This is a genomic window from Longimicrobium sp. (assembly GCF_036399255.1).
Lineage (GTDB): Bacteria > Gemmatimonadota > Gemmatimonadetes > Longimicrobiales > Longimicrobiaceae > Longimicrobium.
The window spans coordinates 1-15,837 of sequence record NZ_DASWNM010000024.1; the positions used below are offsets into that span (position 1 = coordinate 1).

General features: G+C 67.3%; 13 protein-coding genes and 1 pseudogene. 3 read left to right on the forward strand and 11 right to left on the reverse strand.

Going from position 1 to position 15,837, the window contains the following annotated elements; translation table 11 throughout:
- The first annotated feature begins 489 nt into the window (after positions 1 to 489).
- From VGC13_RS03600 to VGC13_RS03610, 3 genes are all read left to right on the forward strand, one after another.
- On the forward strand, positions 490 to 729 hold the full coding sequence (locus VGC13_RS03600; protein WP_331123836.1) for a hypothetical protein: 240 nt from the start codon (positions 490 to 492) through the stop codon (positions 727 to 729).
- A 69-nt stretch (positions 730 to 798) separates the two neighbouring features.
- Positions 799 to 1,041 carry a hypothetical protein gene (locus VGC13_RS03605; protein ID WP_331123837.1) on the forward strand — a complete coding sequence of 81 codons (243 nt, stop codon included), beginning with the start codon at positions 799 to 801 and terminating at the stop codon, positions 1,039 to 1,041.
- 68 nt (positions 1,042 to 1,109) lie between these two features.
- The gene (locus tag VGC13_RS03610) at positions 1,110 to 1,346 is read left to right on the forward strand and encodes a hypothetical protein (protein ID WP_331123838.1); all 237 of its coding nucleotides are present in this window, start codon (positions 1,110 to 1,112) and stop codon (positions 1,344 to 1,346) included.
- Between the two features lie 95 nt (positions 1,347 to 1,441).
- Here the strand turns inward: VGC13_RS03610 and VGC13_RS03615 are convergent, their stop codons facing one another.
- The 11 genes and pseudogenes from VGC13_RS03615 to VGC13_RS03665 all read right to left on the reverse strand — a co-directional run bounded on the left by VGC13_RS03615 (position 1,442) and on the right by VGC13_RS03665 (position 15,834).
- Positions 1,442 to 3,193, reverse strand: coding sequence for a lamin tail domain-containing protein (locus tag VGC13_RS03615; protein ID WP_331123839.1), 1,752 nt, complete (start codon positions 3,191 to 3,193; stop codon positions 1,442 to 1,444).
- Positions 3,194 to 3,527: 334 nt separating this feature from the next.
- Positions 3,528 to 5,351: a D-arabinono-1,4-lactone oxidase gene (locus VGC13_RS03620; RefSeq protein ID WP_331123840.1), complete on the reverse strand. Its 1,824-nt coding sequence runs from the start codon at positions 5,349 to 5,351 to the stop codon at positions 3,528 to 3,530.
- Between the two features lie 752 nt (positions 5,352 to 6,103).
- Positions 6,104 to 6,490 carry a DUF2442 domain-containing protein gene (locus VGC13_RS03625; RefSeq protein ID WP_331123841.1) on the reverse strand — a complete coding sequence of 129 codons (387 nt, stop codon included), beginning with the start codon at positions 6,488 to 6,490 and terminating at the stop codon, positions 6,104 to 6,106.
- A gap of 1 nt (position 6,491) precedes the next feature.
- The gene (locus tag VGC13_RS03630; RefSeq protein WP_331123842.1) at positions 6,492 to 6,737 is read right to left on the reverse strand and encodes a hypothetical protein; all 246 of its coding nucleotides are present in this window, start codon (positions 6,735 to 6,737) and stop codon (positions 6,492 to 6,494) included.
- 314 nt (positions 6,738 to 7,051) lie between these two features.
- Positions 7,052 to 7,282, reverse strand: a complete 231-nt coding sequence (locus VGC13_RS03635; RefSeq protein WP_331123843.1) for a type II toxin-antitoxin system HicB family antitoxin — start codon at positions 7,280 to 7,282, stop codon at positions 7,052 to 7,054.
- Positions 7,283 to 7,287: 5 nt separating this feature from the next.
- Positions 7,288 to 7,472 (reverse strand): annotated as a pseudogene (locus VGC13_RS03640) (type II toxin-antitoxin system HicA family toxin).
- A gap of 344 nt (positions 7,473 to 7,816) precedes the next feature.
- Positions 7,817 to 10,615: a M14 metallopeptidase family protein gene (locus VGC13_RS03645; RefSeq protein WP_331123845.1), complete on the reverse strand. Its 2,799-nt coding sequence runs from the start codon at positions 10,613 to 10,615 to the stop codon at positions 7,817 to 7,819.
- A gap of 644 nt (positions 10,616 to 11,259) precedes the next feature.
- Complete coding sequence (locus VGC13_RS03650) at positions 11,260 to 13,209, reverse strand: hypothetical protein (protein ID WP_331123846.1); 1,950 nt, start codon at positions 13,207 to 13,209, stop codon at positions 11,260 to 11,262.
- A gap of 180 nt (positions 13,210 to 13,389) precedes the next feature.
- The gene (locus VGC13_RS03655; protein ID WP_331123847.1) at positions 13,390 to 14,133 is read right to left on the reverse strand and encodes a hypothetical protein; all 744 of its coding nucleotides are present in this window, start codon (positions 14,131 to 14,133) and stop codon (positions 13,390 to 13,392) included.
- A gap of 139 nt (positions 14,134 to 14,272) precedes the next feature.
- Positions 14,273 to 14,782 carry an SUKH-4 family immunity protein gene (locus VGC13_RS03660; RefSeq protein WP_331123848.1) on the reverse strand — a complete coding sequence of 170 codons (510 nt, stop codon included), beginning with the start codon at positions 14,780 to 14,782 and terminating at the stop codon, positions 14,273 to 14,275.
- A 272-nt stretch (positions 14,783 to 15,054) separates the two neighbouring features.
- Positions 15,055 to 15,834: a M90 family metallopeptidase gene (locus tag VGC13_RS03665; RefSeq protein ID WP_331123849.1), complete on the reverse strand. Its 780-nt coding sequence runs from the start codon at positions 15,832 to 15,834 to the stop codon at positions 15,055 to 15,057.
- Between the last annotated feature and the right edge of the window lie 3 nt (positions 15,835 to 15,837).

Genomic DNA, 15,837 nt, shown 5'->3' on the forward strand with positions numbered 1-15,837 from the left:
GGGCTGCCGCGTCCGGCCTCCAGGAGGCCGAGAGTAGATTCCTCGGCCCTGCAACCCGTGGCGCATTCGTCTGGTGGTGGCGTGGCCGGGCCTCGGAATGACAGCCTGGTTTTCATCCGGCATGCTGGCCATGCGCCGTGGGACCACGGCGGTCACGCGGAGGAAAAGAGAGAGAGGACGCGGATGAGACACTTATCGGCGTCCTCATCTTCTCCACCCGCGCCCCGGAGATCTGTCATCCCGAGGCCCGGCCGCGCCCGGACCATCCCCTCGCGCCGCGGGTCGCAGGGCCGAGGGATCTACTTTCGGCCACCTTGAACGTCGTCGCGGCAGCCCCGCCCGGCACCCGCGGCGACTCCGGGAGCATGACAAAGCCTTCCTTCGGAGGCAGCCTCGCATCCCTTGATACCGATTTTTGCGTCGTGTAACATGTGCCATGCCGCCGCGGCCCATCCGCGGCGTGCGCCGGTCACTTTCCAGGAGGACATCGTGATCCGCTCATTCTCCTTCATCCGCCGGGGTTTCCTCGGCATCGCCTTCGCCGGGGCGCTGGGCTTCGGCGCCACACAGGCGCTGGCCAGCCCGCAGAGCCGTGGACCCGACGGCCCGCACTACTGCCCCATCGATGACATCAACGGCCCGTACTACTCCGAGTACTGCGGCCAGGGATGCGCCGAGGGAATCGGCTACTGCTCGATGGAAGGGCGCTGCGTGTGCGGGTACCTCTGACCCGGTTCCCGTGCACATGCTGAACGCGCCGATCGGCACGCGAACCAGTCACTTCTCCAGGAGGACGTCATGATCCGCTCATTCTCCTTCATCCGCCGGGGTTTCCTCGGCATCGCCTTCGCCGGAGCGCTGGGCTTCGGGGCCACGCAGGCCCTGGCCAGCCCGCGGACGGCCGCCGGCCCCGACGGACCGGACTACTGCCCCATCGATTTCGTCAACGGCCCCTACTACTCCGAGTACTGCGGCCGGGGGTGCGCGGAGGAAATTGGCTACTGCTCGATGGAAGGCCGCTGCGTGTGCGGGTACTTCTGACGGCGACTCCGGCGCAGCACGCAGAACGCCGATCGGCGCGCCGACCGTCACTACATCAGGAGGACGTCATGATCCGCTCACTCTCCTTCATCCGCCGGGGCTTCCTCGGCATCGCCTTCGCCGCAGCGCTGGGCTTCGGGGCCACGCAGGCCCTGGCCAGTCCCCAGGCGGCTGGCGGACCCGGAGGACCGTACTGCCCCATCGACGAGGCCGGCCCGTACTACTCATCCACCTGCAGCCTGGGGTGCGCCGAGGGCGTCGGTTACTGCGGGATGGACGGCCGCTGCCACTGCGGCTACTTCTGAGCCCAGCCGCGGCTTTCGTGCAGTGAATCGGCCCCGGCGCTTCGAAAGCGCCGGGGCCGGTCCGCATCCATCGATCGACCGCCTTCGTCAGCCCGTCAGAACGCGGTGCCGTTGGCGCGCTTGCCGCCGGACGAGGTGAGCGAGCTGATGGTGTTGTGCAGCACCCAGCTGCCGGTGGCCGAGGTGTCGGGGCTGCGGTTCATCGACACGCCGTCCGTGCCGCTGAGGGCGGACGAGTAGGTGTAGCTGGTGACCGTGGTGGTGCCGTTCTTCAGGATCACCGAGTCGCCGCTGTTGCCCAGCGCCAGGGTGCCCGTGGATGCCGCCACCGCGTTGGTGAGGCCGGCCGGGATGCTCCCCGATCCGCCGTAGACCACGATGGCCTTGCCGGGCGCCAGCGTGGTGCCCGCCGCAAAGGTGTGCTTGACCCCCGCGCCGTCGCTGAGCGTCCATCCGCCGATGCCGATGGAGGTGCCGCCCACGTTCACCAGCTCCACGAACTCGGCCGCCGTGTTGCTGCCGGGCTCGTTGGCCATGATCTCGTTCAGGATCACCTGCGCCGGCGCGCTGCTGACGGTGATGGTGAACGCCCCGTCGCTCGCGTCCGTCACCGCGGCGTTGGCGGCGTCGGTCACGCGCACCTTTGCCGCGGTCGTCGCGCTGTTGGGCACCGTCCAGGCGTAGCTGCCGGCCGCGGCGGGGGTGCTGGCGGTGATCACGCTCCAGGTGGAGCCGTTCAGCGTGTACTCCAGCTTTACGTTGCTCACCGCGGACGAGGTCCAGGTGATGCTGCGCGCGCCGCCGCCCGCCCAGCTCTCGCCGCCGTTGGGCGAGGTCACCGTCACCGCCGGCGTGCCGCCGCCGCCGCCCGAGCCCCAGGTGTAGCGGGTCAGCACGGGAAAGTGGTCGCTGGTCGACGCGTCGTAGCTGCCGATGAACGAGTCCACCCGGTACACCTCGGTGCTGCCCGACACCAGGGTGGCGTTCAGCTCGTTGGTGTTCAGGTGGTGGTCGATGATGTCGGGGTAGCCGGTGGTGGACGACACGCCGGCCAGCGACAGCGCGCGGGTGGGGAACGCGTAGCGCGCCGCGTCGCTCACGAAGTTCTGGAACGGCGTGGGCTGCCCCGCGGTGATGCTGGTGTCCACGTCGTCGTTCCAGTCGCCCACCACGATCACCTTCTGCGTGGGATAGGTGGTGTCGAGGTACGACTTGAGCGCCACCGACGCGTTCTGGCGCCGCTGCCAGCTGGGCACGTCGTCGAACGCCTTCATGTGCAGCACGATGACGACGACGTCCTCCGTCACGCCGTTCAGCGTCACCCGCAGCGTTACCTCCAGCGGCGGACGCCCGGCGAAGTCGGTGTCGTAGGCGGTCAGGATGATGCGCGCGCCCAGCAGCGTCGCCACGGAGCTCTTGTACAGGACGCCCACCTTCTGCTCGGTGGATCCGTAGTACGTGGAGCCGCTGGTGACGGTGGATTCGCTCGCGATGAAGCCCGTGTAGCCGGTGAGCTGGCTTTCAAGGCTGTTCCACGCCGCCTGGTCCACGATCTCGGCCACGCCCCAGATGTCGAAGTCCGTCCCGGCGATGACGTCCTTGGCGTTGCTCATCTGCAGCGGCTCGTTGGTCGGCCCGTTGCCGGTGCTGCCGAACCACTCGATGTTCCAGCTGGCCACGTCCAGCGTGGCCGCCGTCCCCTTGGCGGGGATCACGACCATCGCGGGCGCGCCGGGCGCGGTAATGCCGCCGCGCGCGGCCACGGAGTGCGCGTCGCAGGCGGCCAGCGACGCGGAAAGCAGCGCGCCCAGCAGCAGGGCGGCGCGATGGCGGTGGATACGGATCATCCGGGCACCTCGTCAGGCGCAAACGTGCAGGGGCGGCACGGGGCGGAGTGTCCCGTGCCGCGGGATGGAGCCGGTCGTCGTATGTAGTGGCGGTTAAGGTAAGTAGAATGCGCCACTTTCGCCAGTCGTCATCCCTCCCGCACCGGCAACGGAATGGTCACGCGGAGGAAGCGTAAGGCCGAATCCTGAAAAAAGATGGAAGGGTACAGAGGAACGGAGAAAAAACCAGAGGAGCAGAGGCCATATCGTCGTCCTCTGTTCCTCTGGCGTTTCTCCGTTCCTCTGTACCCCAGATCTGTTTTCCCGATGCGTCAGGAAACCACGGGCTTTCGGGTCAGCCGTGGGACGGTGTGCCCTCGCCCACGCCGGTGAACGCGATGCCGGCCGGGCGCGGCTGCGGGCGGGGCTCCGCGCGCAGCCCAAAGCGCTCGCGCCAGTAGTCCGTCAGGAACACGTTGTTGGGGTCGCGGCGCCGGCGCAGCTCCAGGAACGCATCCCACCTGGGATACTGCGCGCGGAAGAACTCCGTCCACCCCTCGGGGTCGCCCTCGGGGATGATGGGCTGGAACTTGGCCCAGTGCAGGCGGAAGGGAACGCCGGCCGCGCGCAGCAGCCGCCAGTACTGGGGATAGAACGTCTCGGCCGGGTTGCCCGGGTTCTCGGCCCACCAGTAGATGTCCACGCGAAAGGCGCCGTCCTTCCACTCGTCGGCCCCGTCGGTGTGCGACGCGCTCATCCAGAAGGGCGTGGCCTGGGCCGTGTACAGCTCCCACCCGTACGTCCCCGTGCGGACGTACGCCTTGTCGTCGGTGGCGGGCGCGGTGAAGTAGTCGTTCAGCAGGTTCATCACCTGACGCGTGCGGCCCAGCGGCACCCAGATCTCCGTGAACTCGGTGGGTACCTTGTTGTCGGCCGCCTGGTTGTCCATCGGCAGCCCCTGCCACGACCAGTCGTGGAACGCCTGCGGCTCGCCCTTCTCCATCCCCTCCTTCGTGGAGTCCAGGGCGACGAACTGGCCGATGACCGCCTGAAAGATCTGCGGCACGTGCTTCTGGATCTGCGGCCCCAGCACGCGCAGCAGGGGGAACGCCAGGTCGAACGCCAGGTTCAGCAGCCCCTCGATCCCCATGGCAACCGGCGCGGGCAGCCCCTCGGCCTGCATCACCATCCGCAGCACCTTGGTAAGGTCGTCCCACCCCTCGTGCATCTGCTTCCGCACCCGGCCCAGGTCCTCGAGGTTGCCCAGGAAGGTGTAGAAGACGTAGATGAACGACTCGCCCAGCTCCGGGCGGCTGGTGAACTCCTCGTAGCGCCGCGGGATGAAGCCGATCTGCGGGCGGATCTGCTGGGCCTGCCACACCTGCACCCGCTCTGCCCCGCGCTGCGGCCACCAGGTGAGCCGCGCGTACTCGGCGTCGCGGAGGAACGCCTCCAGCGACGGCCGCCGCGGCGTTCCCTCGCCCAGCAGGTCGATGGCCGCGCCCTCGATGGTGGAGATGGCCTCCTGCCCGGTGATGTTGAACGAGGGCACGCACTCCAGGATCACCCGCGAGACGATCCCCATCAGCCCCATGGACGGCGACATCGAGTGGAAGAGCGCCAGCTTCTCGGGATCCCGGTCTTCGCGCGTGACCTCGGTGACGGCGCCGGTGCCGTCGATCACCCGGAAGCCGTAGAGGTTGGCGTTCACCGAGAACTGCACCGACCCGCCGGACGAGCCGGTGGCCGTAAAGCCGCTCACCGTCTGGTGGATGATGCCGCCGGTGTCGGACAGGGTCCAGCCGTACTCGTTGTTCAGCCGCCAGAGCAGGCTGTTCTCCAGGGTCGAGGTGCCCGTGGGGTCCGACGGGTCGCGGCCCAGGTGGATCCCCGCATCGGCGATAACCCGCCGGTTCTCGCGGTCGTAGACCGCCAGGCCGATGTACCGGTCCAGCATGATGTTGAGGTTGGGTCCCGGCGGCGGGCTCTGCTGCTCGACGTGGTTGCCGCCGGGCTGCTCGGGGTCGGTGTAGATGGCGTACGCCACGCTGTGCGCCGCGCCGCGGGCCCGCACCTGCAGGCCGTTGCGGTACGCGTGCGCCACCAGCGCCGCCAGCTCCTCTTCGCTGGCGGGATGGTAGAATCTGTCCGGGCCGATGGGGATGATGTCCTGCGCCATTGTGTGGTGCTCCGGGAAGGGGACGGGACGGGAAGGATGCCGGCGGAGAAGCCGCGGCGGCTCCCGGCGGGTATGCGGGAGCGGATCGCGCATGCGGGCCGGAAACGCACGATACCTTTGCGCCCCGTTCGTTGCAAGACGATTTGTGATATGAGATGCCGCCGGATCGCGAGGCGTGGGGAAAAAGAAAAAAAGAATGGGCCTCACACGGAGTCAACGGAGTTTTCTCGTGCCGTTTCCTCGGCTCTCATACCAGATTCTCGGCCCGATTGTGCATTTCCCACAGGCCGTCTCATCCTCAGACCAGATCCTGAAAAAGAATAATCGTACAGAGGAACAGAGTCAGACAGAGAAAGCGAGCCAGGATATCATCCTGGTTCCTCTGTCTGGGTGCACAATGGACTGCGGGATTCGGTACCACGGTCCGAAACGCTGATCCCTGGTGAGCGGAGGCATGGCGCGCCCGTCGACGAGGCACGAGCCGGCGTGGGCCATCGGGAACGTGAGAAAGGTGGAATGCGGCAGGGAGCCATCCGCGTTTTTTTGAGGAGGATGCGGATCACCGATGATTTCCGAAGCGCACCAGAGCAGGCCGTCACAACCACCTGATGCGCGATCTTGCGAACCATCCGTCCTCCACAAGCATGTGAGCAGCACGTTTCCGGAAGAACGAGCGTCCCGATCTACCGCCACTGCCGCGTTGTCGCATCCAGACGGCGCTCTGCGTGTGGTAAGGAGCGAGCGGGTCCGTGTTACGCTGCCTGATGCACCGCCCGCCCGATCTCGTGCAGAAACTCGGGTGCGAAGTCGGCACCGTTGGGCCACTCGATCGTCCCGGTCTCGGGGTTCACGGCCACACGCCGAAAGAAGCCGGTGTCCTTCAACGGCGCGAAAACCTCACCATCCAACTCGCCGGCGAGGTCCACGTCCTTGATCGTGCCGTCGTTGAACGCCAGCCGGAGCGTGTACCCCTCGAGCGCGTGCACCTGATCCACATGCAGAAACATCATCACTCGCTCCTTTACGCAAGCGGTGGAATGGGCGTGAGCGGAAGGTGCTGCCGCGCTCTGCTCCAATTCGCCCAGCAGTTCCTCGCGATGCTGCTCACCCCATGCAAGCAGAACGGATGAAAGCGGCACGTCAGTTCAGGAGCCACTCAGGAGGATCAAGCCTGCCGCGAAGGTAGCTCAGGGTTTCCTCGAAAAGCTCAACGGCGGTGGCTCTGAGCCTGTCCTCCGATGCATCCGGAGACCTTCCGCGCAGATAGATGCTCACCACCGGCTCTCCGCGTTGCGTCATCACGACTTCTCCGCCTACCAGGACGGTGTCGATCAACGTGTCCATGTGCTCTGCCGCTTCATCAACCTCGACGGTGATCATCTGCATCGGTCGCTCCGGGCTGGGGTTCGCTCCCAGTATAGGGCCGTAGCCGGAAAACCTTGCAACTGGAACCCGACAGCGCGCGGACCCACTTCCCGACAGGATCGAATTCACCCCAACTGCTTTGTCGTGAAGGATTTATGTGTTCGGCCCGTGGAGGGATTTTCGCCTGACCACCCGTGAATGGTGATCCCACGGGCCTGAAGCGGTACTCACGGGACACAGGTGGGAAAACGGCCTTTGATCGGCCACACACAAAAAGCGGAGCGGGGCACGCGGCCATGCCGCGTGCCCCGCTCACCCGTTCTCCGTCGCCTGCGTTACGCCACCTGCCGGATGGGTTCAGTCACCTCTACGTACGCAATGCGGGAGGTAGGCTGCGGAATTGGCTCCCCATCCAGCCGCAGTTCCTCCAGGTGAAGCTGGAGTGCCTCGAGGATGAGCTGCTTGACCTCCGTTTCCGTATCCGCGGCCGCGACGCAGCCGGGGACGTCGGGGAGGTATGCAGAGAAACCGGTCGACGTTGGCTCGATGATGACTGCGTATTCCATGGCTACTACCTCAGACCAGCTTGTTTCAGGATACTCAGGACTGTTCCTGGGCGAGATCAAGACTTGGTTTTCCTGCTACAGTAACTGTGCCCGGCTTGGTCGTGTGCTTGTAGTGACGGTGGCTGCCGCGTGTGCGAGAAAGGTACCAGCCATCGGCAACAATGATGGAAATTACCTCCTTGACTTTCATCAGCGCCAGCCTGTCGGGTGTCTGAACGGACTCCGGATCGATCGAGCGATCAACCTAACGCAGCCGCATTCAAAGCGTACAAACGCCACACGCCACAGCGCGGACCCATTATCCGCCCAATGCTCACCTCGGCTAACATGCACTATGGGTGGAACTTACCGTCCTTAATCCACCCTTACCCGTGGCGAATCACGCTCGCGAGCCGCCACGATACGGTTGCAGAGCAACCCGAACGGTACCCAGGCGCCACATGTGAGCCCTGGCGGTTTCCGGCCCAGGATAGAAACGGAGCGGGGCACGCGACGTATGCCGCGTGCCCCGCTCGTCATCCACCTCCGCCCGGTTCAGCGTGCCGGGGCGTCGTTCCGCACCGACTCGTACAGGCCGTTGAACAGGAAGCGGAAGGTGCCGTGCGGCTGGGCGCGGAAGGCGATCTCCGGGCCAAACAGGTACAGCGTTCCGCGTCCCACCGGCGCCGAGACGATGGCCGCGCCGCCGTTCAGGTGCTGCTGGCCCCACGCCCAGCCGCTGCGCAGCGGCGCCGGCGTGTCGAACCACGCGATGCGGCGGATCCCCGCCGCCTCGGCGCCGGCACCCAGGCGGAACACCGGCGAGTCGTCGAACATCACGTCCGCCTGCTCGGGCATCCCCCACGCCACCGGCGCGTCGTTGTCCACGCGCACCCGCAGCAGCGAGCCGGGGATGTAGTACTTTTCGCGCGGCAGGTGGCGTGGCTGGCCGTCGGGGCCCGCCTCGACCAGGTGGTCCTCGATGGGCAGCCCCAGGTGCCGGGCCAGCGCCGTCGACCCGCCGATGGTGAGCACCGTGCCGCCGTTCTCAAGGAACTCGCGCAGCTTCGGCACCGTGCGCTCGATGGTCACGTTCCCCAGCTGCCCGCGGAACTCCGCGGGGACCGCGTCGGGGCTGGGGAGGAACGCCATGCCGCCGCCGCGCGGGTCGCGCTCCGGGATGGTGCCGTCCACGAAGACCAGCACGTCGTACTTGGCGTTCAGGTTCCCCGCGTCCAGCTCCGGCGGAAAGACCACCGTGTGGGGAAAGCCGAACTGCTCGAAGATCCAGCGCGTCCAGCCGCTGGGCATGATGCCGCCGTAGCGGTCCACCAGCCCGATGCGCAGCGGGCGAAGCTGCGCGGCGCCCGCGGGCATGCGCCGCGACGCTTGCACCCGCACGCCCAGCGAGTCCGCCATGCGATTCAGAAGCTGGAACGCGTCGCGCCCCTGCACCCAGAAGTCGCCCGCCTGCTCCGTCCCCGCGTCGCGGGTTACGCGGTACACCGGGATCCCCGCCGCCAGCAGCCGGTTGACCGCCGTGAATGCGTCGTTCTGCCGCGGCGAAAGCACGTAGCCTTCCGGCGTTCCCCGCGGCGCGTCGATGCGCCCCGCAGGCGCCGGCAGGTTCCACGCGTCCACCACCTGCAGCGGCCCGTCCACCGCCTCCAGCACGCGGTCGAAGTGCACGCCCATCTGGTACGCCAGCGTCCACCCCGCGTTGTCGTACGGGGGGATGGGCGGGCCGCCCTCGTACAGGAAGTCGTTGGGATGGTCCTGCGGCTCGAACATGTCGATGACGTGCGGGCGGAACGCCTGGTCCGTCCGCACCACCAGCGACCCCGCCGGATACGTCCTGCCGCCCGCGCGCAGCGGCGCCGTCGCGCGATGCACGGTGACGCCGTTCTCCAGCAGCGCGTTGACGAACTTGGTCGCCGTGGGGAAGTCCGGCTGGTCCGCCGGGATGACGTACGCCCGCGGGTCGCGCCACTCCGGCCGCCGCAGCAGCGCCAGGTACCGCGCCGACTCTTCCGCGTTGGGCGCGCCGCCGAACAGGCCGCCCGCCGACATTACTGCGTTGCTCTCGGCGCGCTGCCCCTGCCGCTCGGCCGCGATCACCGCGCGCACCGAATCGACCCGGCGGGGATAGGTGGTCCAGGTGTCCCGCCGGCCGCGCTCCACCGAGTTGCGCCCCATCCGCCAGAAGTTCATCAGCAGCGTGGGCCGGTAGCGGCTGGCGTAGTCGAGCACCGCGTAGTTGGCCGTCACCGAGTAGTCGATCGACGACCGGAAGTGCCACTTCTGCGGCGCGATCGGCGACACCAGGTCGGCGCTGGGCAGCTGCCGGTTGGGGACGAAGGGGATGTCCATGGGCGTGGGATTGCCGATGGTCTCCGTCAGCAGCCCGATCATGTTGTGAAAGTACGTCGTGGTGCGCAGGCCGCCGTTCCACCAGGTGGAGTAGTTGGCCCCGCGCCGCGTGGTCACGCCCGGCTTCTCTTCGGCGATGAAGCGGTTGTGCATCGCCGATCCCACCATGTCGATGCCGGTGATGACCAGCGGGTCGTACACGTAGTTGAACGGGTCGCGGAACGGCGGCGCGAACATCACCGTCCCCGTGGGGCCCGTCTGGTGGTGGTTGTAGACGATCTGCGGATACCACTGACGGTACATCACCCGGTTCATGTTCTCCGTCTCGGCCTGGGTCGAGGCGTAGAAGTCCCGGTTGTTGTCGTGGCCGATGTACTTCTGGTACAGCCGCGGCACCCAGGCGATCGTGCGCGACTCGCGGTTGGGGTTGCGCGTGTACCAGTCGCTGACCAGGTCCATGCCGTCGGGGTTGGCGTGGACGAACAGGATGACCACGTCGTCCAGGATGCGGCGCGTCTCTGGGTCGTCGCGGCTCACCATCTGCCACAGCGTCTCCATCAATTGCTGCGCGCCCAGCACCTCGGTGGCGTGCAGACCGCCGTCGATCCACACCACCGCCTTGCCCTCGGCGGCCAGGCCGGCGGCGGTGGCGCTGTCCACCTGGCCCATCGCCAGGGTGCGGCTGATGTCGCGGTAGCGCTGCAGCCGCTGGTGGTTCTGCGGGCTGGTGACGATGGCCATCACCTGCGTGCGCCCCTCGGCGGTGCGGCCGATGTCGACCAGCGACATGCGGTCGCTTTCGGCATCCAGCTTTTGCCAGTACGCGACCAGCTCCTGGTAGTTGGGGAGCACGTAGTCGGCGCCGATGGGGTGGCCGAACTGCTGCTCGGGGGTCGTGAGCCGCTGCTGCGCGCCGGCCGTGCCCGCGTGGGCCACCAGGCCCAGGGCAAGCGCCAGCGCGCGAAGTCGGGGGGACGGGATCAAGGGCGAACCGCTCCTTCCGCCGGGTTCCGTTGAGGGCGCCGCCCGCGGCGGCCCCTCACACTGCTGTCGTGGGAACGGGTAGAATCGAACGGCCGTTCGGGTGTGTCAAGTTTTTAGCGGGGCAAATGCCGAATCTTCAAAACAGCAGCCTCACGCAGAGGTGGCCTTCGCGTGAGGCCTTGTCCTTACCAAACCCGCCCAACCTGTCATTCTGAGGGAGGCGCCGCGCGGTGCTTTCTTCCACCTGGGAGCATGGCGCCGACCGAAGAATCTTTGTCGGGAACGGCAGGATCTTTCCGCCACGGTGTGTTCCCGGGCGATGCCCGGGAGAGGGTCCCGCGCGAGGGGCGGGAGATTCTTCGGTCGCGCCATTGGCTCCGCGGCTTTTCCGTCAGTGTGGGGCGGGCGCTCTCTCAGAATGACAGGTGGGTCCGCAGGTTGGGGATGGGGAGGGTACCGGGCCCGACAAACCTGTCCGTCACGCGGGGTTCCCGGGCGATGCCCGGGAAGGGGTTCCGCGCGAGGGGAGGGAGATCCTTCGGTCGCGCTACTGGCTTCGCGGCTTTCCTGCGAACTCGGCGCGAGCGCTCGCTCAGGATGACAGGTGGGTCCGCAGGTTCGGTGTTACTCGGCGGCGACGCTGCTTACGAGGCCGCACCCGCCGCGAAAGCCGCCTCGTCCACCCAGCGGGGGCGCGGCGGCGGGGCCAGGCCCACGAAGATCACGATGCCGTCTCCGCCGGGGTTGCCCTCGTCCGTGGGAAAGTCGGTTCGGAAGCGCGGCTTCCAGTTGTTGACCACCCATACGTTCCCCGCCTGGTCGATCTGGCAGCTGGTGGAGCGCATCAGCGGCGTGTAGCACTCCGTTCCGTCCTCGTACACGGGGTCGCCGTTGTGCAGCGTCACCGGCTCGCCTGCGCTGGGGAGCGTGTAGCCGGTGGGGGGCGAGATGGGATCGCCGGGGTTCAGGCCGGCGGGACGGGTGTCGGGGTTGGCACCCGCCAGTTTGGTGAGCGCGCCGGTCGTGTAGTCGCTGGTAAGCCCCAGGCGGCCAAAGTTGCCCACCCACACGTTGTCGTCCCCATCCACGCAAATCCCCCACGGCGCGTCGATGCCGCCGACGCCGGTGTACGGGCCGGCCACCCTGCCGTCGCTGTGCAGCCGGTACACCGAGCTGTCGCCCCCCGACGCCAGCCACGCGTTGCCCAGCGAATCGGCCGCGATGGCCTTGCACGCCTTGCCCACCTTTACCTGCGGCAGCGTTTGCCTGAGGTTGCTGCCCTCCAGGCGGTAGCGGGTCACGCTGCCGTCGGGATTATCCGGCCACCCCAGCCCGCCGCTGTTCGACACCCACACGTGCTGGTCGTCGTCGATGGCGACGCCGAACGGGTAGCTGCCGCTGGGCAGCCAGCGTGCGTTGTCCGGGTTTCCGCCGATGAACACCGCCACGTTGCCGCTCTCGAAGGCCGCCATCCAGATGTTGCCCCAGGCGTCGGATTCCACGGCCTGGATGCGCTGCATGAAGTCGCCGCCGTACCCGTCGGAGCCCGAGATGGCCCTCCCATCCGGCGCGAACTCCGACACGGTGCCGTTTTTGGGATACTGGGTGTCGGGGTCGCCCCAGCCAAAGTTGCCCACCCACACGGTTTCGTCGGGCGCCACGGCGACGCCCCAGCCGGGCCCCTTGAGCCCGCCGCCGGAGACGGGCGACTTTGGCATCCCGCCGGTGCCATCCGCCGGCCTTCCGTCCGGTCGCAGCACCATGATGAACGGGCTGGAGTTGGGCGTGCCCTGCACCACGTTGTTGGGGATCCAGGCGTATCCGTGCCGGTCGAAGGCCACGTTGGCCGGCCCGCCGAACCCCCGGTTCACATCCCCCGAGTCGTTGACCTTCACGGCCAGCGTCCAGGCGTCCGGCGGGCTGAACAGCGGCGGCGAGTACAGCGTCTGCACCCCCTGCGACTGGTTGTACAGCGCGCCCGCGTTGTGCGCCGGGTTGCGCGCGATGTTCAGCAGCGCCTGAAAGGTATCGCCCGACATCTCCCCGCCCGGCGGCGTGCTGAGCTCCATGAACCGCGCGTTTATGCCCTGGTCTCCGCGCACCCCCGCCGCGGCCAGGTTGGCAAGCGAGCGGGTGGAGCGCAGGGTGTTGGTCTGGTCGCGGTTGGGCGGCGCCAGCAGCACCGGCGACGGCGCGCCGGTGAACACATCCACCAGGTTGTCGTTCATCCCCGCCGCAATCCGCAGCCCGCGCGGGTTCCCCAGGATGGTGCTGCCGCGGGCGAACTGCGCCATGCTGAACGCGGCCGCCACGGTGGTGAGCTCGTTGACGACGACGTCGCCGCGCACCTCCGTCCCCACGATGGCCATCAGCACCACGCTGTCGTTCACGTACGCCGTCACGTACAGGATGCCGTCCCCCGTGACGCCGCCGTAGCCGATCTTGAACCTGCCGTTCGCATCCGTCATCCCTATGCCCAGAGACCTGGGATAGTCTTCCGTGGTCTGGTAGAGCTCGACGGGCACCCCCGCCAGCCGCATGACGGCGTGTGATGCGCCCGACTGCACGGTTCCTTCGAAGATGTCGCTGGCCATGGGATGGGAGAGGAAAAGAGGGAAGGACGTGAACCGCAGGGATCAACAACGCGCGAATGATTGTACCTTCGCGGCGGGACCGGCAATGTTCGTGTAATCCGGCGATACGATGCGGCCAAACCCGGTGAGCCCCGCGCATCCGTGATCCATGGCCGTACGCTGCGAGCTTCTCTCGATCCGTCAGCCAGCGGGTGATTCGGCCCACTCGTCCGGATTCCACCCGTCGCTGCCTGGAAGCCAGAACCGCACCTCTGCGCTGTCGGGCGCAGCTCCGCCAAATCCGGACGGCCCTTCGAGGTTCACTTCCACGCGCTTGCTCCAGGGCTGGCTGAGGTTCAGCAGAACCTCGGCAAAGCGCCACGCCCCGATGTCGGAGCCAAAGCCCTGGATGGTGTCGCGGTCGTCATCATCCCCGAACCCGGCAACGCGTTGGGCCCGGTCCGTCAGGCGAAGGCTGGGCAGCGGGGGGGGCTGGTCCGCGAGCGGAAAGGCACCCACCACGCCCGGGTAGTAGACCGCCGCATGCGGCTGCGTGTGCAGACCCTCTCCCTCGTCGTCCAGGCTCCGGTAGCGGGTATCCACGCAAATGTGCCGCACTTCCGAGCCGGCGTGCGTGACCTGCAGCCAGAACTCATTGCAGCCGGGCTCCAGCAGGCAGGCGACGATCCAGAGCCCCAGGCACCGATAGACCCCGGGCGTGGCGAAGAGGTGTACGCTGTCGACCGCGAGCGACGGATACGTGTGCGTACCACGACGGATGTACATCCCGTTCGTGGAGAGCTCCGCCGGCGGCGAAGGCAGGTTGCCACGCCGGAAGATGGAGCGGTAGCGTGGCGCGTCGTCATCATCCTCCCATGCCGGCGTATCGGTGGAGGATGCAAGGCGGGCGGCCGCCCGCGAATACAGCTTCAGTAGATCGTGCACCGGGATTCTGAACACAGTCGGCGAAGGAGCCACGCCCTGCCTGCCACACCCCCTGGACGCGCCCCGGGTCACGCCGGCTGCGTGGACTGCCGGGTCCTGGCCATAACAGCGCGCGAGTTCGTGGTACAGCCCGGGGACCTCAGTCCGCCTCGTCCCAGTCGAGAATCGTATAACTCCAGAAGGAGCCCTCTTCCAGCGCGCGTGGATCCGACTTTCCAAGGAACTCGATGAACCGCGCCTTCTCGGATTCCTCCGCCTCGAACCCCGGATAGAATAGCGCCGCCTCCGCGAAAACGGAGACATCCTTGTTGATGTAGACTTCCTCGAACTCGTTGTCGTGGTTCAGGTAGGCGATTGAATCGTCGGGACAAAGAACGATCGGATCTCCCGAGCCATTGTTTCCGATTACCCTGTAGACGTCGAATTCGGGTGCAAGGTCCCACATTTCACTGACGGTTTCCAGAACCTCGGTACCGCTCGTGCCGATCGAGAGATACGGAGCTGCACCCTCCTCGGGCAGTCCCGCCACGCTCAGGAATCGCTGCGTCCGCGGGGACACGCCGGTCCCTTCGAAAACGGAGATGGGGAAGACAGAAAGGGGTTCATCGCTCACTTTCTCCCACGCACTCTTGAATTCTTCGGGCGTCATGGTTTCCTCACCAGTCGTAATGGGTAGCCGCGAGCGAATCGCGGGTCAGGTGCTCGCCGGTCGCGGTGAGCGGCGACTGCCGCGGAAATCCGGCGATCGGGTGACGGCAGCAAGGGCGAATGAATTCGCTGCAACAACCACACGAAGTCCGCCTTCGCGGACTGGAGGGTCCGGGGTTGTTCACGGGCCAGTGCGCGTGGAGGCATTCCCGTGTGCCCCGGCGCGTCGGCAGGCCTGGGTCGCCAGCCGGCCCGCGAAAGCTGGATGCCGGCTCACGCCGACGCCGATCCCTCCGCGGGGTCCTGGCCGTAGTAGCGGGCGAGCTCGTCGTACAGCTCGGGGTGGCGCGTGCGAAGCTGCACGGGGCGTTCGAAGAAGCACTCGCTGGCGACGGCAAAGAACTCGGCCTCGTTGGTGGCGCCGTACTGGTCCAGCAGCGTCTTGCGGCCGGTGCGCGCCGCCGTGCGCAGCGCCAGGTAGTGCTCGCTCAGCACCCGCGCCCACGGCGCGTAGAAGGCCAGGCGGTCCAGCTCCGGCGTGCCGTCGGCGGCGCCGTCTTCCTGGTCCAGCTGGTGCGCGAACTCGTGCAGGATCACGTTCTTGCCGTCGCGCGGGTCGGCGGCGCCGCGGCGGGCGCTGGTCCACGACAGCACCACCGCGCCGTGCCCCCACGACTCCCCCAGGTGCACCGCGTCGTCCTCGCGCACGATGCCGCCCTCGCTCTCCTTTCGCGGCACCGTGTACGCGGCCGGATACACGACGATGGATTTGAGCGCGGGATAGTAGTCGTCATCGTCCAGGCGCAGCAGAAGGATGCACGCCTGCGCGGCGATGGTGACGCGCACCTCGTCCGTCATCTCCAGCCCGCCCGCGCCCTCGAAGTTCTTTTCGTCGACGAACACCAGCACCCGCCGCAGCAACTCGTCCCGGTCCGCCTCCGAGAGACGTGCGTACATCGGCACGTTGCGCTCGATGATCGCCAGCCACTCCGCCGGAAATGGCTGTGCGCGAATCTCCTCGCGCCGGCGCTTCTTCAGGAATCCAAACACCATGAT

Coding starts and splice junctions, on each gene's coding strand:
- VGC13_RS03635 (WP_331123843.1), bottom strand. CDS start 7,282: ATGGAATACGCAGTCATCATCGAGCCAACGTCGACCGGTTTCTCTGCA.
- VGC13_RS03660 (WP_331123848.1), bottom strand. CDS start 14,782: ATGACGCCCGAAGAATTCAAGAGTGCGTGGGAGAAAGTGAGCGATGAA.
- VGC13_RS03665 (WP_331123849.1), bottom strand. CDS start 15,834: ATGGTGTTTGGATTCCTGAAGAAGCGCCGGCGCGAGGAGATTCGCGCA.
- VGC13_RS03610 (WP_331123838.1), top strand. CDS start 1,110: ATGATCCGCTCACTCTCCTTCATCCGCCGGGGCTTCCTCGGCATCGCC.
- VGC13_RS03615 (WP_331123839.1), bottom strand. CDS start 3,193: ATGATCCGTATCCACCGCCATCGCGCCGCCCTGCTGCTGGGCGCGCTG.
- VGC13_RS03605 (WP_331123837.1), top strand. CDS start 799: ATGATCCGCTCATTCTCCTTCATCCGCCGGGGTTTCCTCGGCATCGCC.
- VGC13_RS03630 (WP_331123842.1), bottom strand. CDS start 6,737: ATGCAGATGATCACCGTCGAGGTTGATGAAGCGGCAGAGCACATGGAC.
- VGC13_RS03620 (WP_331123840.1), bottom strand. CDS start 5,351: ATGGCGCAGGACATCATCCCCATCGGCCCGGACAGATTCTACCATCCC.
- VGC13_RS03650 (WP_331123846.1), bottom strand. CDS start 13,209: ATGGCCAGCGACATCTTCGAAGGAACCGTGCAGTCGGGCGCATCACAC.